Consider the following 25,018-nt stretch of genomic DNA (forward strand, 5'->3'; position numbering starts at 1 on the left):
GCGGCGATGCGAACCTCTCCATCCTTGACCGCAAAGCTGCTGGCACTGGGGGCCGGCTTCTTGCTGGTGGCCCTGGGCTCCATAGGCCTGACCCTGTGGGTGACCTGGAAGCTGGAGGGCGGGGCCGCCGCCGTGAACGAGGCGGGTCGCCTGCGCATGAACATGCTGCGCATGGTGCTGGTGCTGCAGACGGAACCCGTGCAAGCCGTGCAGCAGCGCGCCAAAGAGTTTGACGCCAGCCTGGAGCTGCTGCGCACCGGTGACCCGGCCCGCCCTCTGTTTGTGCCCTGGGGCGACGAGACGCGCCCCCGGTTTGAGGCCATCCGCGCGGAATGGACCACCCTGCACCGCCAGTGGACGCAGGAGCCCCGCCCGGACCGGGTGCAGGCGCTGGCGCAGGCCGACCACTTTGTGGAGCAGGTGGACCAGTTTGTGGAGACCATCGAGGTGCAGATTGCCGGGTGGACGGCCGCGCTGCACCTGTTTCAGCTGTGCATGATGGCGCTGGCGATTGCCGCGGCTGTAACCTTCATGGCGGTGAGTTACCTGCTGGTGATCAACCCGGTAGCGCGGCTGCAAAATGCCCAGGCCCGCTTGCGCCAGGGCGACTTGGGCACCCGGCTGCCCATCGAGACCGATGACGAGTTTGGCCAGCTGTCTGCGGGGTTCAACCTCATGGCCCACGCGTTGCAGGCCTCGCACGAGGGGCTGGAGCAAAAAGTGCAGGAGAAGACCGCCAGCATTGCCGTGCAAAACCAGCGGCTGGCGGCGCTCTACGAGGTCAGCGCACTGGCCTCGGATGCGGGCAGCCTGCAGGCGTTGGCCAACGGCTTTGTGCGCCAGATCCGGCGCGTGGCCGGGGCCGATGCGGTGGCCGTGCGCTGGTCGGACGAAGCCAACGAGCGCTATGTGCTGCTGGCCAACGATGGGCTGCCCAAAGCCATGGCCGAGCAAGAGCACTGCCTGCACACTGGCGCTTGCCACTGCGGCCAGCCACAGGAAAAAGCGCGCACCCGCGTCATCCCCATCACGCCCACATCGGCCGTCGCTTTGCCCCACTGCCGCGAGGCCGGGTTTGAGACCATGGTCACCATTCCCGTGCAAATGCAGCAGCGCGTCCTGGGCGAGGTGGACCTGTTCTTTCGCTCCCCTGTGGTGCTGAACGACGAGCTGCGCGAACTGTTGGAGGCCATGACGCGCCACCTGGCCAGCGCCATGGAAGGCCTGCGTGCCACGGCCCTGGAGCGCGAGGCCGCCGTGGCGCAAGAGCGCAGCATGATTGCGCGCGAACTGCACGACTCCATCGCCCAGTCGCTGGCGTTCCTGAAAATACAGACCCAGTTGCTGCGCGATGCGGTGACCAAGGGTGACACCGCCAAGCGCGACCGCAGCATTGACGAGCTGGATGTGGGTGTGCGCGAGTGCTACAGCGATGTGCGCGAGTTGCTGGTGCACTTTCGCACCCGCACCAGCGAGGAAGACATCGAAACCGCGCTGCGCGCCACGCTGTCCAAGTTTGAGCACCAGACGGGCATGGCCGCCACGCTCGCCATGTCGGGCCACGGCCTGCCGCTGCCGCCCGATGTGCAGATCCAGGTGCTGCACATGGTGCAGGAAGCCTTGTCCAACGTGCGCAAGCATGCCAACGCCAGCCGGGTGGCGCTGCGCGTGGAGCGCCACCCCCGTTGGCGCTTTGAAGTGCAGGACGACGGCATCGGCTTTGAAGCCGCGCAGGTGCCGCCCGATTCGGTGCATGTGGGGCTGGGCATCATGCGCGAGCGCGCACAGCGCATCGGTGCCGTGGTGCAAGTACATTCACAGGCAGGCCAGGGAACGCGCGTGTGCATTGAGCTGCCCAGCAGCCCGCGCCCACCGGCCCCAGCGGCGACGCCTGCCCCGGCGTCGGTGCCCGCTGCTCCCGCTGTACACCAGGAACTTTTGACGTGACCCTTGCCGCTGCTGCCCGCCCCTTGACCCTGCTTGTGGTGGACGACCACACCCTGTTTCGCCGGGGCCTGATCGCCTTGTTGGGGCAGGATGCGGGGCTGGAGGTGGTGGGGGAGGCGGGCGATGCGGCCGAAGCCCTGCGCCTGGTGCCGCGCCTGCAGCCCGACGTGATCCTGCTGGACAACCACTTGCCTGGCGTGATGGGCGTGGACGCCATTCGCGGCCTGCGCGAGGTGTCCCCACACTCGCGGGTGCTCATGCTCACCGTCAGCGAGGATTCGCAGGACCTCGCCACCGCCCTGCGCAACGGCGCGCAAGGCTATCTGCTCAAGACGATCGATGGCGACCTGCTGGCCCAGGCCATCCGCCGCGCAGCGCGCGGCGAGCCCGTGGTCAGCCCCGAGCTCATGGGCAAGCTGGTGGCTGCGTTCCAGGCCCAGGGTGGCCCGCCTGAGCCCGTGCCTGCGGGGGTTGTGGCCGCGCCAGCCCCTGAAGAAGAGGTGTCACCACTGTCACCGCGCGAAGAAGACGTGCTGCGTGAAATTGCACGCGGCCTGAGCAACAAAGAGATCGCCCGCACACTCGATATTGCCGAGACCACCGTCAAGATCCATGTGCAACACATCCTGCGCAAACTGGGGCTCACCTCGCGCGTGCAGGCCGCGGTCTACGCGTCAGACCGTCAGCGCATCGAATAGCTCTGGGGTCATCGGCCCCATGCCGCCACGGGGCTCGCAGCGGGTGTGCCGCTCAGTGCGGGCCGATCTGCTGGACCTCTCCCTTCAAGATTTGAATGCTCTCAAAATGAGAGCTGCTCGCGCTTGTTTTACGGGCGATGGAAGCCACTTCTTATTGAAGAATGGCTCCTCATAGGCGTGAGGTGCTCCTGAATTTGCAGCGTCTTGATGTTGTCAAGATAGTCCGCTATAAACCGCCCTGTTGATCTTCCGTGTGCTTCGCGGCTGCTCTTGCAAAGGCCATAGTTCTTTCGAACGATGGTGCTCCCCGTGTGACTACTCCCTCTGCCGTGCCAGACACGTTCTAGCGAAGGATGGGCAAGCTCCCCGATAAGAGGGACGATGCCTGTCATCCAATACGAGAGGACTAGCGCCATGGCACAAACCACTTTGCCCTCGGGCAACAGCCCACAGCGCACCCGTCAGGCTTGGTCGGTACTGATCGTCAGTACTTTCGCCTTCACGGTCTGCTTCATGGTCTGGATGATGTTCGGCGTCATCGGGATCCCCATCAAAAAGATGCTCAACCTGAACTCCACGCAGTTCGGGTTGCTCATGTCCATGCCTGTGCTCACGGGCTCGCTGGTGCGGGTGCCGCTGGGCATCTGGACCGACAAGTTTGGCGGCCGCATTGTGATGGCCGCTGTGATGGCCACCACCGTGCCTGCCATCTGGATGATGAGCTACGCCACCGAATACTGGCACTTCCTCACCATCGGCCTGTTCGTGGGCTTGGCGGGGGGCTCGTTCTCGGTGGGCACGCCGTATGTGGCGCGCTGGTTCCCCAGGGAGCGTCAGGGCACAGCCATGGGCGTGTACGGCGCAGGCAACTCGGGTGCGGCCGTCAACAAGTTCGTGGCGCCTGTGATCCTGGTGGCCTTTGGCTGGACCATGGTGCCGCAGGTGTACGCCGCGATCATGCTGGGCACGCTGGTGCTGTTCTGGTTCTTTAGCCACAGCGATCCTTCCCACCTGGTGTCCAGCAACGTCAAGTTCACCGACCAGCTCAAGGCGCTCAAGGACCCCAAGGTGCTCAAGTACTGCCAGTACTACAGCATCGTGTTCGGTGGCTACGTGGCGCTGTCGCTGTGGATGGTGCAGTACTACGTGGGTGAGTTCGGCCTGGACATCCGCGTCGCCGCCCTGCTCGCTGCCTGCTTCTCGCTGCCTGGCGGCGTGCTGCGCGCCATCGGCGGCGTGCTGTCTGACAAGTACGGCGCCCACAGCGTGACCTGGTGGGTGATGTGGGTGAGCTGGATCTGCCTGTTCCTGCTGAGCTATCCGCAGACCGACTTCACCATCCTCACCGTCAACGGCGCCAAGACCTTTCACCTGGGCCTGAACGTGTATGTCTTCACCGGCCTCATGTTCCTGCTGGGCATCTGCTGGGCCTTTGGCAAGGCCAGCGTCTTCAAGTACATCAGCAACGACTACCCCCAGAACATCGGAACGATCAGCGGCATCGTCGGGCTGGCTGGCGGCATGGGTGGCTTCATCCTGCCCATTCTGTTTGGCCTGCTGATGGACCTCACCGGCATCCGCTCCAGCGCCTTCATGTTGATGTACGGCGTGGTGTGGGTCTCGCTCATCTGGATGTACTTCACCGAAGTGCGCAACACCCGCGTCATGGGTGCACAAGGTACCGCCCAAGCCGGTAACCGCTGATTTTTCTAGGAACCTCACCATGTCTGCCACCACCACCAGCGGGCGCCAGGGGCGTCTGCTCACCCTCTGGACACCAGAGGACAAGAATTTCTGGGAGCGCGAAGGCGAAGCCGTCGCCAAGCTCAACCTGTGGATCTCGGTGCCCGCGCTGTTCCTGGCCTTTGCCATCTGGCAGGTCTGGAGCGTGGTCGCCGTGAGCTTGCCAGGTCTCGGGTTCAAGTATTCGACCAACCAGCTGTTCTGGCTGGCCGCAGCACCCGCGCTCTCGGGCGCCACGCTGCGCATCTTCTACTCGTTCATGGTGCCGCTGGTCGGTGGCCGCCGCTGGACGGCGATCTCCACCGCCTCGCTGCTGATCCCCGCCATCGGCATCGGCTTTGCGGTGCAGGACAACACCACGGCCTACCCCACCATGCTCATCCTGGCGCTGCTGTGCGGCCTGGGCGGCGGCAACTTCAGCTCCAGCATGGCCAACATCAGCTTCTTCTTTCCGAAGGAGCGCAAGGGCTCGGCGCTGGGCGTGAATGCCGGCCTGGGTAACCTGGGCGTGTCGGTGGTGCAGTTCCTGAGCCCGCTGGTCGTCACGGCCGGCATCTTCGGCATCTTTGGTGGCGAAGGCCAGACCATCGTGAAGAACGGCCAGACCGTGCAGGTCTGGACACAGAACGCCGCCTTCATCTGGGTGCCATGGATTGCCGTCACGGCCCTGGCCGCATGGTTCGGCATGAACGACATTGCCGACGCCCGCGCCTCGTTCGCCGCGCAGGCCGCCATCTTCCGTCGCAAGCACAACTGGCTGATGTGCGTGCTGTACCTCGGCACCTTCGGTTCGTTCATCGGCTATGCCGCAGGCTTCCCGCTGCTCATCAAGAGCCAGTTCCCTAGCGTGAACCCCCTGGCCTACGCCTGGTTGGGCCCGCTGGTGGGTGCTGTGATCCGCCCCTTTGGCGGCTGGCTGGCCGACAAGCTCGGCGGCGCGCGCGTCACGCTGTGGAACTTCATCGTCATGGCCATCGCCGTGATGGGCGTCACGGTGTTCTTGCCCTCCGCAGGCAATGAAGGGCAGTTCTCTGGCTTCTTCGTGTGCTTCCTGGTGCTGTTCCTCACCACCGGCATTGGCAATGGGTCCACCTTCCGCATGATCCCTGTGATCTTTCTGACCGAGGCCCTGCGCGGCGTGGACAAGCACGACCCTGCTGCCGTGGCCCAGGCCAATAAGGAAGGCAACACCCTGGGGGCGGCCACGCTCGGCTTCACGGCCGCCATGGCTGCCTACGGCGGGTTCTTCATTCCCAAGAGCTATGGCAGCTCCATCGCCCTGACGGGCACCCCCAATGCCGCGCTGTGGTGCTTTGCAGTCTTCTATGCCGTCTGCATCGTCGTCACCTGGTGGTACTACGCGCGCAAGAACGCCGAGATGCCTTGCTGATGGCCGCCTGAGCTGTCCGCACACCCCCTATAGAACAAGGAGCCCCCGATGAGCCATTTTCTGGATCGCCTCACGTACTTCTCGCAGCCCCGCGAGACCTTCGCCCAAGGCCACGGCGAAACCAACGGCGAAGACCGTACCTGGGAAGACGCCTACCGCGACCGTTGGGCGCACGACAAGATCGTGCGCTCCACCCACGGCGTGAACTGCACGGGCTCCTGCTCGTGGAAGATTTACGTCAAGGGCGGCATCGTGACCTGGGAAACTCAGCAGACCGACTACCCACGCACCCGTCCCGACCTGCCCAATCACGAGCCCCGTGGCTGCGCACGCGGCGCCAGCTACAGCTGGTACCTGTACAGCGCCAACCGCGTGAAGTACCCCATGGTGCGTGGCCGCCTGCTCAAGCACTGGCGTGCCGCCATTGCCCTGGCAAAGAGCCCCGTGGACGCCTGGGCCAGCATTGTCGAAAACAATGCCGCCAAAAGCGAATGGCAAAAGCAGCGCGGCCTGGGCGGCTTTGTGCGCAGCACCTGGGACGAAGTCAACCAGATGATCGCTGCGGCCAATGTCTACACGATCAAGAAGCACGGCCCTGACCGCATCATCGGCTTCTCGCCCATCCCGGCGATGTCGATGATTTCGTACGCCGCAGGCTCACGCTACCTGAGCCTGATCGGTGGCGTGTGCATGAGCTTCTACGACTGGTACTGCGACCTGCCTCCCTCCAGCCCGCAGGTGTGGGGCGAGCAGACCGACGTGCCCGAGTCGGCCGACTGGTACAACAGCTCGTACATCATTGCCTGGGGTTCCAACGTGCCCCAGACACGCACGCCCGATGCCCACTTCTTGACCGAGGTGCGCTACAAGGGCACCAAGGTCGTGTCCATCACGCCCGACTACTCCGAAGTGGCCAAGCTGGGCGATCTGTGGATGCACCCCAAGCAGGGCACCGACGCTGCCGTGGCCATGGCCATGGGCCACGTGATCCTGAAAGAGTTTTACTTCAAGGACGGTGGCAAGGGCCGCAGCACCTACTTCGACGACTACGCACGCCGCTACACCGACCTGCCGCTCTTGGTGGTGCTCAAGGAAAAGACGCTGCCCGATGGCAGCAAGGCCATGGTGCCCGACCGCTATGTGCGTGCCAGCGATTTCCCGGGCCAGCTTGACCAGTCGAACAACCCCGACTGGAAGACCGTGGGCTACGACGAACTGGGCCAGGTCACGCTGCCCAACGGCTCCATCGGTTTCCGCTGGGGCGCCGATGGCCGCGCCGACCAGGGCCTGTGGAACCTGGAGAACAAGGAAGCCCGCACGGGCAACACCGTCAAGCTCAAGCTGTCGGTGATCGAAGACGGCGCACAGGCCCACGAAGTGGCCAAGGTGGCCTTCCCGTACTTCGGCGGCGTGCAATCGCCCAACTTCACGGCCAACGAACAAGGCAGCGACGTGATGGTGCGCCCCGTGCCCGTAACGCACCTGGAGCTGTCCGGCCACGAAGCCCAAGGCCGCGTGATGGTCGCCACCGTGTTCGACCTGCTGGCCGCCAACTACGGCATCGACCGGGGCCTGCCTGGTGAAGAGCCCGGTGGCAGCTATGACGCCGACCGCCCCTACACCCCTGCCTGGCAGGAGAAGATCACGGGCGTGCCGCGCGACCAGATCATCACCGTGGCGCGCCAGTTTGCCGACAACGCCGACAAGACGCATGGCAAGTCCATGGTCATCATCGGCGCGGCGATGAACCACTGGTACCACTGCGACATGAACTACCGCGGCATCATCAACATGCTGATGCTGTGCGGCTGTATTGGCCAGAGCGGTGGCGGCTGGGCGCACTATGTGGGCCAGGAAAAGCTGCGGCCCCAGACCGGCTGGACGGCGCTTGCCTTTGCGCTGGACTGGATCCGTCCCCCCCGCCAGATGAACAGCACGAGCTTCTTCTACGCCCACACCGACCAGTGGCGCTACGAGAAGCTGGGCATGGAAGAAATCCTCTCGCCCCTGGCCGATGCCAGCGCCTACCACGGCGCCCAGATCGACTACAACGTGCGCGCCGAGCGCATGGGCTGGCTGCCTTCGGCGCCCCAGCTCAAGACCAACCCGATGCAAGTGGCCAAGGATGCTGCGGCGAAGGGCATGGACGCCAAGGACTACGTGGTGCAGTCGCTCAAGAACGGCAGCCTCACGATGAGCTGCGAGGACCCGGACCATCCCGACAACTGGCCGCGCAACATGTTCGTGTGGCGCTCCAACATTTTGGGCTCGTCGGGCAAGGGGCATGAATACTTCCTCAAGCACCTGCTGGGAACCACCCACGGCGTGCAGGGCAAGGACCTGGGCAAGGACGAAGCCAAGCCCGAGGAAGTGCAGTGGCACGCCAACGCGCCCGAAGGCAAGCTGGACCTGCTGGTCACGCTCGACTTCCGCATGAGCACCACCTGCCTGTACTCCGACATCGTGCTGCCCACGGCTACCTGGTATGAGAAGAACGACCTCAACACCAGCGACATGCACCCCTTCATCCATCCGCTGTCCACAGCGGTGGACCCTGCCTGGCAGGCCAAGAGCGACTGGGAGATCTACAAGGGTTTCGCTAAGGCCGTGAGCGAGGTCAGCGTGGGCCATCTGGGCGTCGAGAAGGACGTGGTGCTCACGCCCATCATGCACGACACCCCCGGTGAAATGGCCCAGCCCTATGGCGTGCGCGACTGGAAGAAGGGCGAGTGCGAACTCATCCCCGGCAAGACCGCACCGCAGGTCACCGTGGTCGAGCGCGACTACCCCAACCTGTACAAGCGCTTCACCGCCCTGGGCCCCTTGATGGACAAGGCCGGCAACGGCGGCAAGGGCATCGGCTGGAACACGCAGACCGAAGTCGGCCAGCTGGGCGACCTGAACGGCCGCGTGAAGGAAGAGGGCGTGACGCAGGGCATGCCCCGCATCGTGACCGACATCGACGCCACCGAAGTGGTGATGATGCTGGCGCCTGAGACCAACGGCCATGTGGCCTGCAAGGCCTGGGAGGCCCTGGGCAAGCAGACCGGCCGTGACCACGTGCACCTGGCGCTGCACCGCGAGGACGAGAAGATCCGCTTCCGCGACATCCAGGCGCAGCCGCGCAAGATCATCAGCTCGCCCACCTGGTCGGGCCTGGAAAGTGAGAAGGTCAGCTACAACGCGGGCTACACCAATGTGCACGAGTACATCCCATGGCGCACCCTCACGGGCCGCCAGCAGTTCTACCAGGACCACCCGTGGATGCGTGACTTCGGCGAAGGCTTTGTGAGCTACCGCCCACCGGTGCACCTGAAGACGCTGCACGAAGTCGAAGGCAAGAAGCCCAACGGCAACAAAGAGATCCAGCTGAACTTCATCACGCCGCACCAAAAGTGGGGCATCCACAGCACGTACAGCGACAACCTGATGATGCTCACGCTCAACCGGGGTGGCTCCGTGGTGTGGCTGAGCGAAGACGATGCCAAGGTTGCGGGCATCGTGGACAACGACTGGGTCGAACTTTTCAACGCCAACGGCGCCATTGCGGCCCGTGCGGTGGTGAGCCAGCGCGTGAACCCCGGCATGGTGATGATGTACCACTCGCAAGAGAAGATCATCAACACCCCTGGCTCCGAGATCACCGGCACCCGTGGCGGTATCCACAACTCGGTCACGCGCATCGTGCTCAAGCCCACCCACATGATTGGCGGCTACGCACAGTACAGCTACGGCTTCAACTACTACGGAACCATCGGCACCAACCGCGACGAGTTCGTGCTGGTGCGCAAGATGGACCGCGTGGACTGGCTCGACGACGAAGCCCCCGCATCGGCCCACCACGCCTGAAGCCGAAGACAAGGAGAAACACGATGAAAATTCGCGCACAAATCGGCATGGTGCTGAACCTGGACAAGTGCATTGGTTGCCACACCTGTTCCGTCACCTGCAAGAACGTCTGGACCAGCCGCCCCGGGGTGGAATACGCCTGGTTCAACAACGTCGAAACCAAGCCCGGCATTGGCTACCCCAAGGAATGGGAAAACCAGGACCGCTGGAACGGTGGCTGGGTACGCAACCCCGACGGCTCCATCGCCCCCCGCCAGGGCGGCAAGTGGAAGCTGCTCATGCGCATCTTCGCCAACCCCAACCTGCCGCAGATCGACGACTACTACGAACCCTTCACGTTCGACTACGACCACCTGCAGTCCGCGCCCGAGACCAAGGCTGCACCCACGGCCCGCCCGCGCAGCCTGATCACCGGCAAGCGCATGGAGAAGATCGAGTGGGGCCCGAACTGGGAAGAAATCCTGGGCGGCGAGTTCAGCAAGCGCAGCAAGGACAAGAACTTCGACGATGTGCAAAAGGACATCTACGGCCAGTTCGAAAACACCTTCATGATGTACCTGCCGCGCCTGTGCGAGCACTGCCTGAATCCGGCGTGCGTGGCATCGTGCCCCAGCGGCTCGATCTACAAGCGCGAGGAAGACGGCATTGTGCTGATCGACCAGGACAAGTGCCGTGGCTGGCGCATGTGCGTCTCGGGCTGCCCCTACAAGAAGATCTACTACAACTGGCAATCGGGCAAGGCCGAGAAGTGCATCTTCTGCTACCCCCGCATCGAAGCGGGCCAGCCGACCGTGTGCTCGGAAACCTGCGTGGGCCGCATCCGCTACCTGGGTGTGCTGCTGTATGACGCAGACCGCATCCAGGAAGCCGCCAGCGTGGAGCGCGACCGCGACCTGTACCAGGCCCAGCTCGACATCTTCCTGGACCCGAATGACCCGGACGTGATCAAGCAAGCCCGCATCGACGGCATCCCGGACAGCTGGATGGACGCTGCCCGCAATAGCCCCGTCTACAAGATGGCCGTGCAATGGAAGGTGGCCCTGCCCCTGCACCCCGAGTACCGCACGCTGCCCATGGTCTGGTATGTGCCACCGCTCTCGCCCATCACGGCTGCTGCCAACGCAGGCCATGTGGGCGTGAATGGTGACATCCCCGATGTGTCGCAACTGCGCATCCCTGTGCAGTACCTGGCCAACCTGCTCACCGCCGGCGACACCGGCCCCGTGGTGCGGGCGCTGGAGCGCATGCTGGCCATGCGCACCTACCAGCGCGACAAGCATGTGGAGCAGCGCCAGAACCTGGCCGTGCTCAAGCAGGCCGGCCTGTCGATGGCCGAGGTCGAGGAGATGTACCACGTGATGGCGATTGCCAATTACGAGGACCGCTTCGTCATCCCGTCGGCCCACCGCGAGTACGCCGAGAACGCGTTCGACATCCGGGGCGGCTGCGGCTTCTCGTTTGGCAACGGCTGCTCCGACGGCGCCACCGAGACCAGCATGTTCGGTGGCAAGAAGCCCCGCACGATCCCGATCAAGGCCACGGTCTGATCGCACACAGGAAGGAATCACCATGTTCAAGAAGAACCCGACCTCTGTGCGCCTGACCCTGCGCGCCCTGGGCTACCTGCTGAGCTACCCCGATGCGCAGCTGCGCAGCGTGATGCCGCAGCTCATCGACGCGCTGCAGGTAGAGCAGGCCCTGACCACCGAACGCATGGCCGAGCTCGAAGCCGTGTGCCAGCACCTTGCAGCACTCGACCCGATGGAAGCCGAAGCCCGCTACGTGGACAACTTCGACCGGGGTCGCCAGACCTCGCTGCACCTGTTCGAGCATGTGCACGGCGACTCGCGCGACCGCGGCCCGGCGCTCATCGACCTGATGCAGACCTATGAAAAGGCCGGCCTGCAATTCCAGGCCGACGAGCTGCCCGACCACCTGCCGGTGGTGCTGGAGTTCGCCTCCACCCAGCCGCCCGAAGTGGCCAAGGAGTTCCTGGGCGAAATGACCCACATCCTCAACGCGCTGTTCAGCGCCCTCGTGGCGCGCAACAGCCCCTACGCCAGCGTGATCGCTGCCGTGCTCGAAGTGTCGGGCCAGCGTGTGCAGTCGGTGGCGCTCACCCCCGAGCCCGAGATGGACGAGGTGTGGGCCGAGCCCGAAGCGTTTGGGGGTTGCAGCACCCAGGGCCAGGCCAAGCCTGACCAGCCGCAGCCCATGCATTTTGTTCGTACCCCCCGCGCCGAGCGGGCACCAGAAGGAGTCTCAGCATGACCACCTGGCTCGATACCCTGTTGTTTGGCATCTATCCCTACATTTGCCTGGCCGTTTTCTTCATTGGCAGCTGGGCGCGGTTCGACCGCGACCAGTACACCTGGAAAAGCGACTCGTCGCAGCTGCTGCGCACCGGCAGCCTGCGCTGGGGCAGCAACCTGTTCCACATCGGCGTGCTGTTCCTGTTCTTCGGCCACACCGTGGGCATGCTCACGCCGCACTTTCTGTATGAGCATTTCATGAGTGCGGGTGCCAAGCAGCTCATGGCCATGGTGTCGGGCGGCATTGCGGGCACGCTGGGCTTCATCGGCCTGTCCATCCTGCTGCACCGCCGCCTGTCGGATGAGCGCATCCGCGCCACGTCCAAGGTCAGCGACATCCTGATCCTGGTGCTGCTGTGGCTGCAACTGGCGCTGGGCCTGGCCACCATCCCGCTGTCGGCCCAGCATCTGGACGGCTCCATGATGATGAAGCTGGCCGAGTGGGGCCAACGCATCGTCACCTTCCGCAGTGGGGGTGTGGAGCTGCTGGCCGAAGCCGGCTGGATCTTCAAGGCCCACATGTTCCTGGGCATGAGCATCTTCCTGATCTTCCCGTTCACCCGCCTGGTGCACGTGTGGAGCGGCTTTGGCACGCTGGCCTATGTGCTGCGTCCCTATCAGGTGGTGCGTGCGCGCCGCCTGAACCTGCCCGCAGGCCACATGCAGTCGCAAGACCGCCGCGCCTGAAACCCACCCATCCAAGGAGCACACCATGAGCGGATGTGGAACCGGGAGCTGCGGCTGCAGCTCCACCGAGAACAGCGCTGCGGCCACGGCCAGCACGCTGACCCCCACGCAGACAGCGGCCTATGAGGCCCTGGTGGCAACGATGGCCGATGCGCCCCAGCAAGCTGCCGTGGCACCACAAGCCGGGGGCATGGGCTCGGTGGTGGCCGAGGTGGCACGCGTCAATGGCGTGGCCCTCAACGCACCGCACGAGTCGCTGGACGAAGAGGCCCTGCGCCAGCGTGCATGTACCGAGCTGCTGCGCCAGGCGGCGCAGCAGGCGGGCCTGCTGCCCGCGAGCGATGTGCCGGGTGTTGAGGGGGCCATCAGCGTCCAGGCCTCCAATGCCATTGAGCAGTTGCTGGAGCGCGAGCTGGACCTCCCCGATCCTTCAGAAGAAGCCTGCCGCCGCTACCACGACGCCCACCCTGCGGCACACGCCCAGGGGGAGCGTGCGCAACTGCGCCATGTGCTCTTTGCCGTGACGCCGGGTGTGGATGTGAAGCAGCTGCGCCTGCGGGCCGAGGCCTTGCTGATCGAGCTGCGCTGCGCGGACGATGGCGGTGCCCAGTTTGCCAAGGCAGCCGCCCAGTGGTCCAACTGCCCCAGCGGCCAGCAGGGCGGCGATCTGGGCTGGCTCACCCGCGCCGATTGCGCCCCCGAGTTCGCCCGCGAGGTGTTTGGCGGTGCTGAGATCGGTGTGCTGGCGCGCCTGGTGCACAGCCGCTTTGGCCTGCATGTGGTGGAGGTGGTGGCCCGCGACCCCGGGCAGCAGCCCGCGTTCGAGGAAGTACGCCAGGCCATCGCACTCACCCTGCGCCAACAGGCCTGGGTGAACGCGCTGCGCCAATACCTGCAACTGCTGGCAGGCGCCGCCGTGGTCGAAGGGGTAGCGCTCGACGCTGCCGAATCGCCGCTGGTGCAATAGCGGCACTGCATTTTTTCGATTGCCACCTTATGCCTGACGAACTGCTGGACCGCCTGCGCCGTTTTCACAACGACGCATTTCCCCAGTACCGCGAGCAGTTCCAGACCCTGGTGGATGAGGGGCAGCACCCCACCACTTTGTTTGTCGGTTGTTCTGACTCGCGCCTGGTGCCCTACCTGTTGACCGGTGCGGGGCCGGGCGAGCTGTTTCTGGTGCGCAATGTGGGGGCCTTCATTCCTCCGTATGACGGCTCCCATGGCCACCATGGCACCACGGCCGCCATCGAGTTTGCGGTGCTCAATTTGCAGGTGCGCCGCATCATCGTGTGCGGCCACAGTCACTGTGGGGCTATCAAGGCCATGTATGGTGAGGTCTCGCCCGAGGCCCCCAACCTCAACCGTTGGCTGGACCTGGGGCGCGAGGCCTTGCTGCCCGTGCAGCCGGGCCCCGAGGCGCTGCGCCGCACGGAGCAGCGTGCCGTGGTGCTTCAGCTCGAACGCCTGATGGAGTACCCCATGGTGCGCAGCCGTGTGCAGAGTGGCCAGATCAGCCTGCACGGCTGGCACTACGTGATCGAAGACGGTGAAGTCCACGTCTTTGATGTGCAGACGGGTGGTTTCGTGCCGGCATCACGGGCTGACAACAGCGGCACTGGGCCCTACCACCCCTACGTGGAGCACGATGGTCAGGTGCTGCTGGACTAGGGATTGCCGTCTTCGCAGGTTGCGCAGAAAGGCAGGTCTCTGCTTTGATGCCTTCTTGACGGAGCGCAAGACCACCGGGAAGGTAACCCTGAATCATTCCGAGCCATGAAGCGCGAAACACCCCCCTCCATTCCCTCCCCCCTGTCTGCGTTGCAACCCATCAGCCTGGATGTGTTGCGCGAGAAATACCTCAAGCCCGGCGAGACCGGTGTGGAAGACCTGTACCGCCGCGTGGCGCGTGCGCTGGCCTCGGTTGAGGCGCCCGAGCTGCGCGAAAAGTACGAGGCCCTGTTCCTCGCCAATCTGCATGCGGGCGCCATCGGCGCGGGCCGCATCATGAGTGCGGCGGGCACCGACATCCAGGCCACGCTCATCAACTGCTTTGTGCAGCCCGTGGGCGACTGCATCCAGGGCGTGGACGATGAAGGCTACCCCGGCATTTACGAAGCCCTGCGCGAAGCTGCAGAAACCATGCGCCGTGGTGGTGGCGTGGGTTATGACTTCTCTCGCATCCGTCCACGGGGTGCGGAAGTCAAGGGCACGCACTCCATGGCGTCTGGCCCCTGCAGCTACATCAATGTGTTCGACCAGTCGTGCTCAACGGTCGAGAGCGCAGGCTCACGGCGCGGTGCACAGATGGGCGTGCTGCGCATCGACCACCCCGACGTGAAGGAGTTCATCACGGCCAAGCGCACGCCGGGCCGCTGGAACAACTTCAACGTGTCGGTGGGCGTGTCGGACGCGTTCATTGAGGCCGTGCAGGCCAACGCCCCCTGGGAACTGGTGCACCGGGCCCGCCCCGGCGCAGCCCTGCAGGCCCAAGGTGCGCACCAGCGCGCCGATGGCCAGTGGGTCTACGCCACCGTGCCTGCGCGTGAGCTGTGGGACACGATCATGAAATCGGCCTACGACTTTGCCGAGCCGGGCATCCTGTTTTTGGGTCGCATCAACGAAGACAACAACCTGCATTACTGCGAAGAGATCGCTGCGACGAATCCTTGCGGCGAGCAACCATTGCCCTCCTACGGTTGCTGCGACCTCGGGCCCATCATCCTCACACGCTTTGTGCGCCACCCGTTTGGGCGTGGCGGTGTGGCGGCGTTTGATTTTGAGTCGTTTGAGCAGGCCGTGGCGCTGCAGGTGCGGGCGCTCGACAACGTGCTGGATGTGACGTTTTGGCCCTTGCCGCAGCAGCGCGATGAGGCCATGGCCAAGCGCCGCATTGGCGTGGGCTTTACCGGCATGGGCAACACCCTGGCCATGCTGTGCCAGCGCTACGACGCGCCCGAGGGGCGCGCCCTGGCGGCCCGCATTGCCGAGCGCATGCGGGATGCGGCGTACGAGGCCTCGGTGGCACTGGCGCAAGAGAAGGGCGCTTTCCCCCAATTCAATGCCGAGGGCTACCTGGCCTCGGGCACCTTTGCCAGCCGTTTGCCTGCGGCCTTGCAAAAGAGCATTCGCAAGCACGGCATCCGCAACAGCCACCTGTTGTCCATTGCGCCCACGGGCACGGTGAGCCTGGCGTTTGCCGACAATGCCTCGAACGGCATCGAGCCACCGTTCTCGTGGATGTACAAGCGCAAGAAGCGCGAGGCCGATGGCAGCACCAGCGAATACGCGGTGGAAGACCACGCCTGGCGCCTGTACCGCGACGGCGGAGGGGATGTGAATGCGCTGCCCGACTACTTCGTGTCGGCCCTGGCCATGTCCGCGCAGGACCACATCGCCATGATGGAGACCGTGCAGCCGTTTGTGGACACGGCCATTTCCAAGACTGTGAACATCCCGGCGGACTACCCTTACGAGGACTTCAAGGACCTGTACCTGCAGGCCTGGCGCGCGCGGCTCAAGGGCTTGGCCACCTACCGGCCCAACGCCATCTTGGGCTCGGTGCTGGAGGTGACGACCCCTGCGCCAGAACCCGTTGCGGCACCCGCGCCAGCCGCGGTGTCCGCCCCGCCGGCCGACCCCATGCGCACTGTGATTGAGAGCCGCCCCAAGGGGGGGCTCTCGGCCGTGGCCGAAAAGGTGGAGTACTGGACGCAAGAGGGCCACAAGACGCTGTACATCATCGTGTCCTTCTTGCCCGTTCCCACGGGCATTGGCAACCACACGGTAGACCGCGCCATCGAGTTCTTCATGCCCGTAGGCCAAAGCGGTGAGTCGCAGCAGTGGATCACCTCCAGCATGCGGCTGCTCTCGCTGGCTGCGCGCGGTGGTTTTCTGGAGCGGGCTTTGTCCGACATGCGCAAGGTCGCTTGGGACCGAGGCCCTGTGCGCCTGGGCACCCACCAGCGTGCGGACGGCGCCATGGTGCCCATGTGGCATGACTCGGAAGTGGCTGCCATCGCCTTTGCGGTGCAAAACATCCTGGCGCGCCGCGTGGCCGAGCCGCAGCAGCAATCGCTGCCGCTGGACGAGCCCGAAGCCCCTCTGGGCATGCCCCCCGCCATGGCAGGCAAAAAATGCAGCGAGTGCGGTGCCCACGCGGTGATCCGCAAGGACGGCTGCGACTACTGCACGCAGTGCGGTCACCTGGGGAGCTGTGGATGAACAACCCCCGCCCCACCATTGCGCTGAAGGTGGCTTCGGGCAAGCCATCGCCTGAGGTGCTGGCCCAGCTCGACAAGCGCTGGTGCTGGCAGTACCTCATGTTGGCGCCGCACCGGCTCAGCTTCTTTTTGGCGATGGTGGTGCTGGTGGCTTCGGCGGTTTGGTGGCTGGCGGTGCAGGTCGACCGCGCCACCGGCTGGTGGGGGCTGGGGTACGCGCAGGCCCTGGCCTTGTCGCCCACGCTGGTGCATTCCACAGTGATGGTGCTGGGCTTCATTCCGTTGTACTTTGCGGGCTTTCTCTTCACGGCAGGCCCCAAGTGGCTGGGGGTCGACCCCTTGCCCGTGTCTGCTTTGCGCCCCGTGTTGTTTTTGCAGGCTGGTGGGTGGCTGCTGTGGCTGGCGGGGGCGCACCTGGGGGCGCCTTTGGCCTTGGCAGGGCTGCTGCTGGCCTGTGTGGGGCTGGGCTGGATGACGGCGCAGTTCTGGGGCCGTGTGCGCCTGAGCCAGGCTGAAGACCAGCTGCACGCCCGCGCTATCGCCACGGCCTGTGTGGTGGGCAGCCTGAGCGCGGCTGGGGTGGCACTCGCGATGGTGTGGGATTCGCATGCGCTGGCCCGTGTCTGCGTGTTCACCGCGCTGTGGGGCTTTGTGGTGGTGGTCTACGTCTCGGTGGCGCACCGCATGATTCCGTTTTTCACCTCCAGCGCCATGCCCATGGTGCAGGCGTGGCGCCCCTTCTGGGTGCTGTGGCTCATGCTGGCGGCAGCGGCCATGCAGGTGCTGGCGGCCTGGCTGGAGTTTGCCGGGGTGTCCGCCAGCGCTGCGGGCCCGGCGTGGGCCTGGGTGCACGGTGGCTTGCAGGTGGCTGTGGGCTGCGTGCTGGTCTGGCTGGCCTGGGTGTGGGGGCTGGTGCAAAGCCTCAAGAACAAGTTGCTGGCCATGCTGCACATTGGCTTTTTGTGGCTGGGCGTGGCGTTTGTCCTAGGCGGCGCGGCTCAGTGGCTGGCGGTGGCTGGGGGGGTGGGCGGCCTTGGGCTTGGTGCGTTGCATGCGCTGTCCATGGGGTGCCTGGCATCGCTCATGCTGGCCATGGTCACACGGGTGTCTTGCGGCCACAGTGGCCGCGCGCTGGTGGCTGATCGCATCGCGTGGTCGCTGTTTTGGTTGTTGCAGGCGGCCACGCTGCTGCGCATAGGGGCCACGGTGCCCGGCCTGCCTGGCGTGTGGTTGCCCTGGGTGTTGTTGGCCAGTGCCTGCACCTGGGCGGCCACCATGGGGGCCTGGGGAGTGCGGCTGGCGCGTTGGTATGGGCGCCTGCGTCCCGATGGCCGCCCTGGCTGAAATGATGTAGCGGAGGATCTTGCATGTCTGTCATCCCTTGGCCCCTGAAGCCGATGCCGCCCCACACGCCGTCTGGGCGCGCACACGGTAGTGCACGCGGCGGTGCCGTTGCATCCGCATCTGCCGCCCCTGCAGACCGCAGTGGGCGAGGCTGCGCCGCGCCAGCGGCCGCTGCCGGCCCGGACGACACGGCTGCGATGGCGGCTGCGCTGATCCAGTCGCGGCAAACCATCTTGCCCAAGCGCCTGGGCGCGCCTGGCCCCAACGTGGCCGAGCTGGCCGCCATCCTGGAGGCCGCAGCCCACGCGCCTGACCATGGGCAACTGCAGCCCTGGCGCTTTGTGCTGGTGCCCGACACGGCCCGAACCCTGCTGGCCGACGTGTTTGCTTTGGCATTGCAGGAGCGCGACGCAGAGGCCACGCCCGAACAAATCGAACAGGCCCGCGAAAAGGCCTACCGCTCGCCCGTGCTGCTGCTGGCGGTGGTGGACGCTGCGCGTGGCGACGCCGACATCGACCTGGCCGAGCGCCTGGTGTCGGCAGGCTGCGCCATCCAGAACATGCTGCTCATGGCCACGGCGCAGGGCTTTGGCTCGGCGCTCACCAGCGGCAAGGCGCTCAAGGCGGCCAGCCTGCGCGCGCTGTTCCGCTTGGGGTGCGATGAGCAGGCCCTGTGCTTTGTGAGCATCGGCACCGTGGTCTCGCGCAAGGCCGCCCGCGTGCGGCCCGCAGCCAGCAGCTATGTGAGCACGCTCGATGAGCACCGAGGTATCCTGCCCGGGTTTTGATGTGACCGACGGATTTTGAAGAGACCCCCATGAATATTGCCTCCTTTGACGACTTGCTGGTGGCTGCGCGCCAGCAGCCCGAGCCCCAGCGCCTGCTGTTTGTGTTTGCCGGTGTGGAGCTGCCAGACGACGCCACCGAAGCCCAGCGCGCCCGCTTTGAACAAGGGCAGGGCGGGGCCCTGGTGCCGCGGATGTGCGTGGACAAGACCCCGCAGGAGCTGCCCTCGTTCGCCGCCTTGGTCGCCGAGGCCCAGCAGTTCACGGCCCCCGGGCACGATTGGGTCATGGTGTTTGCGGCCGCCATGTCCGGCACGCTGAACCAGGCGCCCACCAGTGCCGATGCCGAGGCCCCCCTGCAGCGCATGGTCGATGCCATCAAGCGCGGCGCCATGGAGGGGTTCATCCCCTTCGACCGCCAGGGCCAGCCTGTGCGCTTAGGCTAGGGGCTGGCATGGCAACGTCTGCAGGCCTGCCCGGTTTCAACACCCCCGCCGTGGGGTTTGAACAACCCTTTGCCATGCTGGAGGCTTGCCACGAGCGCGTGGAGCGCACGCTGACCCTGTTGCAGCGGCTGCGCGCGTATGTGCGCGAGCAAGCCGCTGACGAGGCCGCCCGCCAGGCCGCGCGCGATGTGCTGCGTTACTTTGACATCGCTGCGCCCCTGCACCACCAGGACGAGGAGCTGCATGTGTTCCCGTTGCTGCTGGCGCAGGGCGCGCCGTCGGTGGTGGCGGTGGTGCAGCAGCTGCAGCACGACCACGTCTGCATGGCCGCCGATTGGGCTGCTGCCCGGGGCGCGCTGCAGGCCCTGGCCGAGGGCGCGGCCGCAGGCTTTGGGCCCGAGGACGAGGCCCGGCTCGACCAGTTCGCCCAGCGCTACCAGCAGCACATCCAGGCCGAAGAGGGCACCGCCTACCCCTGTGCCCAGGCCCTGCTGGCCCAGGGCGACCTGCATGCCATGGGCTTGGAGATGGCCGCCCGCCGCCGCGTGGGTTGATGCTATTGAATGTATAGCTGCTAGCGCTTATTGGATAAGCGCTAGGGGTGGATTTGTTTGTGAATGGGTGTGCGCATTGCAGCGCAGGCCGTACCGCATGGCGATGGCAGCCCTGGCGGGTGGGCATTCCCTCCAGGCCCATGGCGGACTGGGTGGGCGCGATACTCGACGGGCTCTTTGGCCCCCGTCGCGTTCCATGTCTGTTCGATTTTTTCTCCATACCCTGTTGACCCTGCTGCTGGCCTGGGCCGCAGCCGCCACCTGCGTGGCCCTGCACACCCCGCTGCCGTGGATGCTGGGGCCGCTGGTGGCCACCTCGTTGCTGTCCATTGGCGGCGCACCCACCGAAAGCTGGGGCCCGCTGCGCAACGCCGGGCAGTGGACCATCGGCGCCACGCTGGGCCTGTATTTCACGCCCGAAGTCACCGCTCTGGTGGGCAGCCTGTGGTGGGCCATTGCCCTGGGCATTGGGTGGGCGCTGCTGCTGGGCTGGGGCTTTGGTGCCTGGCTGTACCGGCTGCACGCACCACGCATGCACGGTGTGCCCGCGCCCATGCTGCGGGCCACCAGCTACTTTGCCGGGGCCATCGGCGCTGCATCAGAGATGACGCTGCTGGCCGAGCGCGAAAACGCCCGCACCGACCTGGTGGCGGCCAGCCACAGCCTGCGGCTGCTCATCGTCACCCTCACCATTCCGTTTGCCCTGCAGTGGAGTGGGTTGCATGGCCTGGACGTGCTGGCGCCCCCGGTGCGCGTGGTGGACTGGCAGGGGCTGGTGCTGCTGGGCGCCCTCACCGGCGCTGGCGCGCTGCTGATGGACCGGCTGGGCCGCGCCAACCCCTGGTTCATGGGCGCCATGCTGGTCTCCATGGGGCTCACCATGGCCAGCATCACCTTGTCAGCTGTGCCGCAAGGCCTGGTCAATGCGGCGCAACTGGTGATTGGGGTGAGCCTGGGCGTGCGGTTTCGGGTCGATTTCTTGCGCGCCGCCCCGCGCTGGCTGGCCACGGTGGCGGTCGGTACGCTGGGGTTGATGGCCGTGTGCGCCGCTTTTGCCGCACTGCTGGCCTGGGGCACGGGCCTGCCCTGGGCCACGCTGGTGCTGGGCACTTCGCCCGGCGGCATTGCCGAAATGTCGATCACCGCCAAGGTGCTGCAACTCGGCGTGCCAGTGGTCACGGCTTTTCAGGTGTGCCGGTTGATGGCGGTGTTGATGCTGGTGGCGCCGCTGTACCGGCGGATTTACCCGCCAGAGGCGTCAGCAGGCGCAGCGGACTGAAGGCAGGCGAGCCGCCCAGGCCGGGCGCTGCGCGGCTCAGTGCACGATCACCGGGTTCTGCGCCAGCCCGGCGTAGCGGTCCAGCGCGTCTTCCACTTCTTCCTGCGTAGGGGTGTCGCGCTGCCAGGCCAGGATTTGCTCCTGGAACATTTCGGCCCAGGAGCCATCCAGGTACACCTCTTTGCCCGAGCGCTTGTCCACGATTTCAAAGCCGTGGCGGGCCAGTTGGGGTTTGGGGGGCGCGGTGTCGTTCAGTGCCTGGGTCGATTTCTCCACGGCGTCAGGCAGCATGTGGACCACCACAAAGGATTCAGAGTCGTAGAGCATTTGCATGGTGTTCCCCCAGTCGATACAAAAGTCAGATGACAGCGGGTGGGCAGAGTTCAAGGGGCGGGCCCCTGAAACCGCATTCGCAGGCTCGCAACCAGTATTCCATGAATCCGCAACGCATTCAGGTTGGCGGTGCTTTTTTGCTGTTCCGCTGCGCTTTTGCACAACAGGTGGTGGGCGCACAGCGGTTCAGGGCGGGCCGCTGGCGCGCAGGCGCAGGTCGGCAAAGTCGCCGTTGGCCTGGGTGATCTTGATGCGCACGGGCAGGTAACCCATGCTGGGGGCCAGCCACAGCTCGGCCTTTTGGTCGTAGTCGCGCCGGGGCAGGCGCTGCAGCTTGAGGGTGGGCAGGGTGCCTGCGGGCAGGGTCAGGGTTTCCGGGGCTTCCACGGTGAAGGTCCAGCGGTCGGCGCTGGTGGCGCTCACGGTGGTCAGCGTCAGCTGGGTGCCGGGCACAAAGCGCTCAGGGGTTGCGGCCAGCAGGCCCGCGAGCTGGATGAAAACGCTCAGGCGGTCCTGGGCGCCAGGGCCCACGGCGGCTTCGGGGGTGTTGGCGCTGAAGGTGACACGGCCCCGGGCGTAGTCGAAGTGGGCGGCGCGTTCGCTTCGGTTGCGGTCGCCAAAGCGCTCGGGTTGCAGGCCCTGGGGCGTGACCATGCCGGTGCTGCGCTGGGTGCGCGAGCCCACCAAGAAGGCGCTGATCTCCTGGCGGGCCTCGTAGCGGGCGCCGTCGTGCTGCCACACCAGCTCGGCGCGGGCCTGGTAGTCAAACTTCTTGGCTTGCCCGGCCACATCAAAGGCCAGTTTGACGGGCGCAGGCAAGCGCACGGGGGGCGCGGCGGTGCTGGCGCCTTCTCCCGGCTGGCCGCCTGGCGGGGTGATGTCTACGCCGGAGCCTTCCGTACTGGCCTGGGCCGGTGGCGCGCTGGCGGCGGGCTGGGGGGCTGAGGCCGCAGGGGCCATGTCCGGGGCGGCTGCGGAGGCTGGCGTGCCTGGGGTGTTTGCGCCACCAGCCCATAGCTCTGCGTTGGCTGCGGGGTCGGCCGCCGCAGGCCCGTCGCCAGCGGTGTCTGTGGCCAGCGTGGTGTCCGCCGGCTCGGGGGGCTGCCCCGAGGGCGTTGGAGCCTTGTGGGCTGGAGGCCGTTTGGGAGGCGCAGGGCGCGGCTTGGCCGCCTGGGGCGCCGCCGCAGGGGTTGCGGCCGGGCTGGCTTGGCTGGGTGGGGGCAGGGCCGCTGCTGGCGGGGGCGCGGCCACGCTGCGGGTGCTGAACACCTTGCCCGCAGGGGTGGTGGGGCCTTCCCACGCGAGGGGAATGCCGTGCAGCACCAGCCAGTGCAGGGCCAGTACCAGCGCCGTCAGGGCCAGCAGCGTGCGCCGTGGCATCAGCGCCTCAGGGGGCGGGGCTGTGGCGCCACGGGCTTCACGCGCAGCCCGCGCCCAGGTCGGCCGACAACTGGGCCGCTGCGGTGCGCAGCGGTGCCTCCACCGCGCCGCCCCATTCGGGGTCGAACGTGGCAAGGGAGCCTAGCGTGGTGATGCCCAGCGCCAGGTGGCCGTCGGCATCGAACACCGGGGCGCAAAAGGCGACGATGCCGGGCAGCAGCGTGTCCACCACCCGGGCCATGCCGCGTTCGCGCACCTCGGCCAGCATGGCCTGGGCCTCGGGCAGGGTGGCGGGCAGATCGGTGCGGCGCAGCTTGGCGGCCTGGGCCAGCTCGTGCTGCAGCAGCGGGGCCACGGCATCAGGCGGCATGTAGGCCGCAAAGCAGCGCCCAGTGGCGGACGACAGCAGCGGCATCACGTCGCCCAGGCGCAGGTTGGCGGTGACGGCCTGGGGCGATTCCTCCCAGTGCACGATGGTGGGGCCGTGGTTGCCCCACACCGCCAGAGCCAGGGTGTGCTCTATCGCTTCCATCCAGGCGGGCACGCGCTCGCGCGCCAGCCGCATGGCATCGAGCCGGGCGAGCGACGCCAGGCCCAGCTTGAGCGCGGCCGGGCCCAGGTCGTAGCGGGCGGTGCGGCTGTCCTGGGTGACCAGCCCCAGGCGCTGAAAGCTCACCAGATAGCGGTGCGCCTTGGCCGCGCTCATGCCTGCAGCGGCGGCCACGTCCTTGAGCATCAAAGGACCGCGCGCGCGGGTCAGCCCCTCGAGCAGGGCAAACCCGACCTCGACCGATTGAATTCCTGCACGTTCTTTGTCCATGTGCACTAAAATTTGCGAGTTTTATTTAGTTAAATCAATTTACCCAAGCGTAATTCGTGCTGGGTGAAGCCTTCAACCCCTTGAGACAAAGGTCCTGCCACCATGAAACTCGCTACGTACAAAGACGGCTCGCGCGACGGCCAACTGGTTGTGGTCTCCCGTGATCTGGGCACGGCCCATTATGCGACCGGCATTGCCAGCAAGCTGCAGCAGGTGCTGGACGACTGGGGCTTCCTCTCGCCCCAGCTGCAAGACCTGTACGACCAGCTGAGCAGTGGCCGCGCGCGCCACGCCTTCCCGTTTGACCCGGCCCAGTGCATGGCCCCGCTGCCCCGCGCCTACCAGTGGGCTGATGGCTCCGCCTACATCAACCACGTTGAACTGGTGCGAAAAGCGCGCAACTCCGAGGTGCCCGAGAGTTTCTACACCGACCCGCTCATGTACCAGGGCGGCAGCGACGACTTCATCGGCCCTTGCGACCCGGTGGTGGTGCCCAGCGAGGCCATGGGCATCGACTTTGAGGCGGAAATCGCCGTCGTCACCGGTGATGTGAAGATGGGCGCCACGCCCGAACAGGCGCTGGACGGCATCCGCCTGGTGATGATTGCCAACGATGTGAGCCTGCGCAATCTGATCCCGGCCGAGCTGGCCAAGGGCTTTGGCTTCTTCCAAAGCAAGCCCGCCACCGCGTTTGGCCCCGTGGCCGTGACGCTGGACGAACTGGGCGACGCCTGGGACAAGGGCCGCTTGAACCTCACCGTGCAGTCCACCTGGAACGGCCGCAAGGTCGGCATGTGCGATGCAGGCCCCGAGATGACCTTCCACTTTGGCCAGCTGATTGCCCACATTGCCAAGACGCGCAACGTGCGCGCGGGCTCCATCGTGGGCAGCGGCACCGTGAGCAACAAGGGCGTGGAGCAAAAAGGCCGCATGGAATGGCCCAAGGGCTACAGCTGCATTGCCGAAAAGCGCTGCATCGAGACCATCCAGGACGGCAAGCCCAGCACCGATTTCATGAAGTTTGGCGACACCATCCGCATCGAAGTCAAGGGCAAGGACGGCTCCAGCATTTTTGGCGCCATCGACCAAGAGATTGCGTCGCCCGAAGCGGTTTGACCCCACCCCGGGGATGAGCCGCATATCGGCCTGGATATAGACAAAAAATGGCGCTAGCGCTTACTGGATAAGTGCTGGCAGCTATCAAAAATAAAGCAAACGGAGACAAACC

Annotated in this window: 20 protein-coding genes; 17 read left to right on the plus strand and 3 right to left on the minus strand. The window is 65.8% G+C overall.

What is annotated here, in order from left to right:
- Positions 1-6 precede the first annotated feature (6 nt).
- The 16 genes from CLU88_RS17300 (at position 7) to CLU88_RS17375 (ending at position 21,257) form a co-directional block, all read left to right on the plus strand.
- Positions 7-1,947, plus strand: coding sequence for a type IV pili methyl-accepting chemotaxis transducer N-terminal domain-containing protein (locus CLU88_RS17300; RefSeq protein WP_099657648.1), 1,941 nt, complete (start codon positions 7-9; stop codon positions 1,945-1,947).
- Positions 1,944-2,645, plus strand: coding sequence for a response regulator (locus CLU88_RS17305; RefSeq protein ID WP_099657649.1), 702 nt, complete (start codon positions 1,944-1,946; stop codon positions 2,643-2,645). Before CLU88_RS17300 ends, CLU88_RS17305 begins: the two co-directional genes overlap by 4 nt.
- 414 nt (positions 2,646-3,059) lie before the next feature.
- The gene (locus CLU88_RS17310) at positions 3,060-4,349 is read left to right on the plus strand and encodes a nitrate/nitrite transporter (RefSeq protein WP_099657650.1); all 1,290 of its coding nucleotides are present in this window, start codon (positions 3,060-3,062) and stop codon (positions 4,347-4,349) included.
- A gap of 19 nt (positions 4,350-4,368) precedes the next feature.
- Positions 4,369-5,778, plus strand: a complete 1,410-nt coding sequence (locus CLU88_RS17315) for a NarK family nitrate/nitrite MFS transporter (protein WP_099657651.1) — start codon at positions 4,369-4,371, stop codon at positions 5,776-5,778.
- Positions 5,779-5,826: 48 nt separating this feature from the next.
- On the plus strand, positions 5,827-9,627 hold the full coding sequence (locus CLU88_RS17320) for a nitrate reductase subunit alpha (protein ID WP_099657652.1): 3,801 nt from the start codon (positions 5,827-5,829) through the stop codon (positions 9,625-9,627).
- A gap of 23 nt (positions 9,628-9,650) precedes the next feature.
- Complete coding sequence (gene narH, locus CLU88_RS17325; protein WP_099657653.1) at positions 9,651-11,174, plus strand: nitrate reductase subunit beta; 1,524 nt, start codon at positions 9,651-9,653, stop codon at positions 11,172-11,174.
- A 22-nt stretch (positions 11,175-11,196) separates the two neighbouring features.
- The gene (narJ, locus tag CLU88_RS17330; protein ID WP_099657654.1) at positions 11,197-11,898 is read left to right on the plus strand and encodes a nitrate reductase molybdenum cofactor assembly chaperone; all 702 of its coding nucleotides are present in this window, start codon (positions 11,197-11,199) and stop codon (positions 11,896-11,898) included.
- Complete coding sequence (gene narI, locus CLU88_RS17335; protein WP_099657655.1) at positions 11,895-12,626, plus strand: respiratory nitrate reductase subunit gamma; 732 nt, start codon at positions 11,895-11,897, stop codon at positions 12,624-12,626. The genes narJ and narI overlap by 4 nt, the downstream gene beginning before the upstream one ends.
- Before the next feature lie 142 nt (positions 12,627-12,768).
- Positions 12,769-13,593: a peptidylprolyl isomerase gene (locus CLU88_RS17340; protein ID WP_369827697.1), complete on the plus strand. Its 825-nt coding sequence runs from the start codon at positions 12,769-12,771 to the stop codon at positions 13,591-13,593.
- Between the two features lie 29 nt (positions 13,594-13,622).
- On the plus strand, positions 13,623-14,297 hold the full coding sequence (locus CLU88_RS17345; protein ID WP_099657656.1) for a carbonic anhydrase: 675 nt from the start codon (positions 13,623-13,625) through the stop codon (positions 14,295-14,297).
- Between the two features lie 105 nt (positions 14,298-14,402).
- A complete protein-coding gene (locus tag CLU88_RS17350; protein WP_099657657.1) occupies positions 14,403-16,850 on the plus strand; it encodes an adenosylcobalamin-dependent ribonucleoside-diphosphate reductase in 2,448 nt (815 codons plus the stop codon).
- Entirely contained in the window at positions 16,847-18,193 is a 1,347-nt protein-coding gene (locus CLU88_RS17355) for an NnrS family protein (RefSeq protein WP_099657658.1), read from the plus strand. Before CLU88_RS17350 ends, CLU88_RS17355 begins: the two co-directional genes overlap by 4 nt.
- Before the next feature lie 23 nt (positions 18,194-18,216).
- The gene (locus tag CLU88_RS17360) at positions 18,217-18,981 is read left to right on the plus strand and encodes a nitroreductase family protein (protein WP_369827663.1); all 765 of its coding nucleotides are present in this window, start codon (positions 18,217-18,219) and stop codon (positions 18,979-18,981) included.
- A 29-nt stretch (positions 18,982-19,010) separates the two neighbouring features.
- On the plus strand, positions 19,011-19,424 hold the full coding sequence (locus CLU88_RS17365) for a ribonucleotide reductase subunit alpha (protein ID WP_099657660.1): 414 nt from the start codon (positions 19,011-19,013) through the stop codon (positions 19,422-19,424).
- 8 nt (positions 19,425-19,432) lie between these two features.
- The gene (locus tag CLU88_RS17370; RefSeq protein ID WP_099657661.1) at positions 19,433-19,978 is read left to right on the plus strand and encodes a hemerythrin domain-containing protein; all 546 of its coding nucleotides are present in this window, start codon (positions 19,433-19,435) and stop codon (positions 19,976-19,978) included.
- 196 nt (positions 19,979-20,174) lie between these two features.
- The gene (locus CLU88_RS17375) at positions 20,175-21,257 is read left to right on the plus strand and encodes an AbrB family transcriptional regulator (RefSeq protein WP_099657662.1); all 1,083 of its coding nucleotides are present in this window, start codon (positions 20,175-20,177) and stop codon (positions 21,255-21,257) included.
- 36 nt (positions 21,258-21,293) lie between these two features.
- Here CLU88_RS17375 and CLU88_RS17380 read toward each other — a convergent pair whose 3' ends face one another.
- The 3 genes from CLU88_RS17380 to CLU88_RS17390 all read right to left on the minus strand — a co-directional run bounded on the left by CLU88_RS17380 (position 21,294) and on the right by CLU88_RS17390 (position 23,790).
- A complete protein-coding gene (locus CLU88_RS17380; RefSeq protein ID WP_099657663.1) occupies positions 21,294-21,590 on the minus strand; it encodes a DUF3567 domain-containing protein in 297 nt (98 codons plus the stop codon).
- Between the two features lie 186 nt (positions 21,591-21,776).
- A complete protein-coding gene (locus CLU88_RS17385) occupies positions 21,777-22,970 on the minus strand; it encodes a DUF3108 domain-containing protein (RefSeq protein WP_099657664.1) in 1,194 nt (397 codons plus the stop codon).
- Between the two features lie 37 nt (positions 22,971-23,007).
- Positions 23,008-23,790 (minus strand): IclR family transcriptional regulator, encoded by a 783-nt coding sequence (locus tag CLU88_RS17390; protein ID WP_099657665.1) that lies wholly within the window; start codon positions 23,788-23,790, stop codon positions 23,008-23,010.
- 102 nt (positions 23,791-23,892) lie between these two features.
- On the opposite strand from CLU88_RS17390, the gene CLU88_RS17395 reads away from it, so the two are divergent.
- Positions 23,893-24,906: a fumarylacetoacetate hydrolase family protein gene (locus CLU88_RS17395; protein WP_099657666.1), complete on the plus strand. Its 1,014-nt coding sequence runs from the start codon at positions 23,893-23,895 to the stop codon at positions 24,904-24,906.
- Positions 24,907-25,018: the final 112 nt, after the last annotated feature.

The organism is Acidovorax sp. 56 (assembly GCF_002749705.1).
GTDB lineage: Bacteria > Pseudomonadota > Gammaproteobacteria > Burkholderiales > Burkholderiaceae_C > Acidovorax.

Excerpts from the sequence above, each read along its gene's own strand:
- CLU88_RS17345 (WP_099657656.1), top strand. The coding sequence starts at position 13,623 with ATGCCTGACGAACTGCTGGACCGCCTGCGCCGTTTTCACAACGACGCA.
- CLU88_RS17350 (WP_099657657.1), top strand. The coding sequence starts at position 14,403 with ATGAAGCGCGAAACACCCCCCTCCATTCCCTCCCCCCTGTCTGCGTTG.
- CLU88_RS17310 (WP_099657650.1), top strand. The coding sequence starts at position 3,060 with ATGGCACAAACCACTTTGCCCTCGGGCAACAGCCCACAGCGCACCCGT.
- CLU88_RS17390 (WP_099657665.1), bottom strand. The coding sequence starts at position 23,790 with ATGGACAAAGAACGTGCAGGAATTCAATCGGTCGAGGTCGGGTTTGCC.
- CLU88_RS17380 (WP_099657663.1), bottom strand. The coding sequence starts at position 21,590 with ATGCAAATGCTCTACGACTCTGAATCCTTTGTGGTGGTCCACATGCTG.
- CLU88_RS17320 (WP_099657652.1), top strand. The coding sequence starts at position 5,827 with ATGAGCCATTTTCTGGATCGCCTCACGTACTTCTCGCAGCCCCGCGAG.
- CLU88_RS17315 (WP_099657651.1), top strand. The coding sequence starts at position 4,369 with ATGTCTGCCACCACCACCAGCGGGCGCCAGGGGCGTCTGCTCACCCTC.
- CLU88_RS17395 (WP_099657666.1), top strand. The coding sequence starts at position 23,893 with ATGAAACTCGCTACGTACAAAGACGGCTCGCGCGACGGCCAACTGGTT.
- CLU88_RS17385 (WP_099657664.1), bottom strand. The coding sequence starts at position 22,970 with ATGCCACGGCGCACGCTGCTGGCCCTGACGGCGCTGGTACTGGCCCTG.
- narI (WP_099657655.1), top strand. The coding sequence starts at position 11,895 with ATGACCACCTGGCTCGATACCCTGTTGTTTGGCATCTATCCCTACATT.
- narH (WP_099657653.1), top strand. The coding sequence starts at position 9,651 with ATGAAAATTCGCGCACAAATCGGCATGGTGCTGAACCTGGACAAGTGC.
- CLU88_RS17370 (WP_099657661.1), top strand. The coding sequence starts at position 19,433 with ATGGCAACGTCTGCAGGCCTGCCCGGTTTCAACACCCCCGCCGTGGGG.
- narJ (WP_099657654.1), top strand. The coding sequence starts at position 11,197 with ATGTTCAAGAAGAACCCGACCTCTGTGCGCCTGACCCTGCGCGCCCTG.
- CLU88_RS17355 (WP_099657658.1), top strand. The coding sequence starts at position 16,847 with ATGAACAACCCCCGCCCCACCATTGCGCTGAAGGTGGCTTCGGGCAAG.
- CLU88_RS17300 (WP_099657648.1), top strand. The coding sequence starts at position 7 with ATGCGAACCTCTCCATCCTTGACCGCAAAGCTGCTGGCACTGGGGGCC.
- CLU88_RS17360 (WP_369827663.1), top strand. The coding sequence starts at position 18,217 with ATGTCTGTCATCCCTTGGCCCCTGAAGCCGATGCCGCCCCACACGCCG.
- CLU88_RS17340 (WP_369827697.1), top strand. The coding sequence starts at position 12,769 with ATGGCCGATGCGCCCCAGCAAGCTGCCGTGGCACCACAAGCCGGGGGC.
- CLU88_RS17375 (WP_099657662.1), top strand. The coding sequence starts at position 20,175 with ATGTCTGTTCGATTTTTTCTCCATACCCTGTTGACCCTGCTGCTGGCC.
- CLU88_RS17365 (WP_099657660.1), top strand. The coding sequence starts at position 19,011 with ATGAATATTGCCTCCTTTGACGACTTGCTGGTGGCTGCGCGCCAGCAG.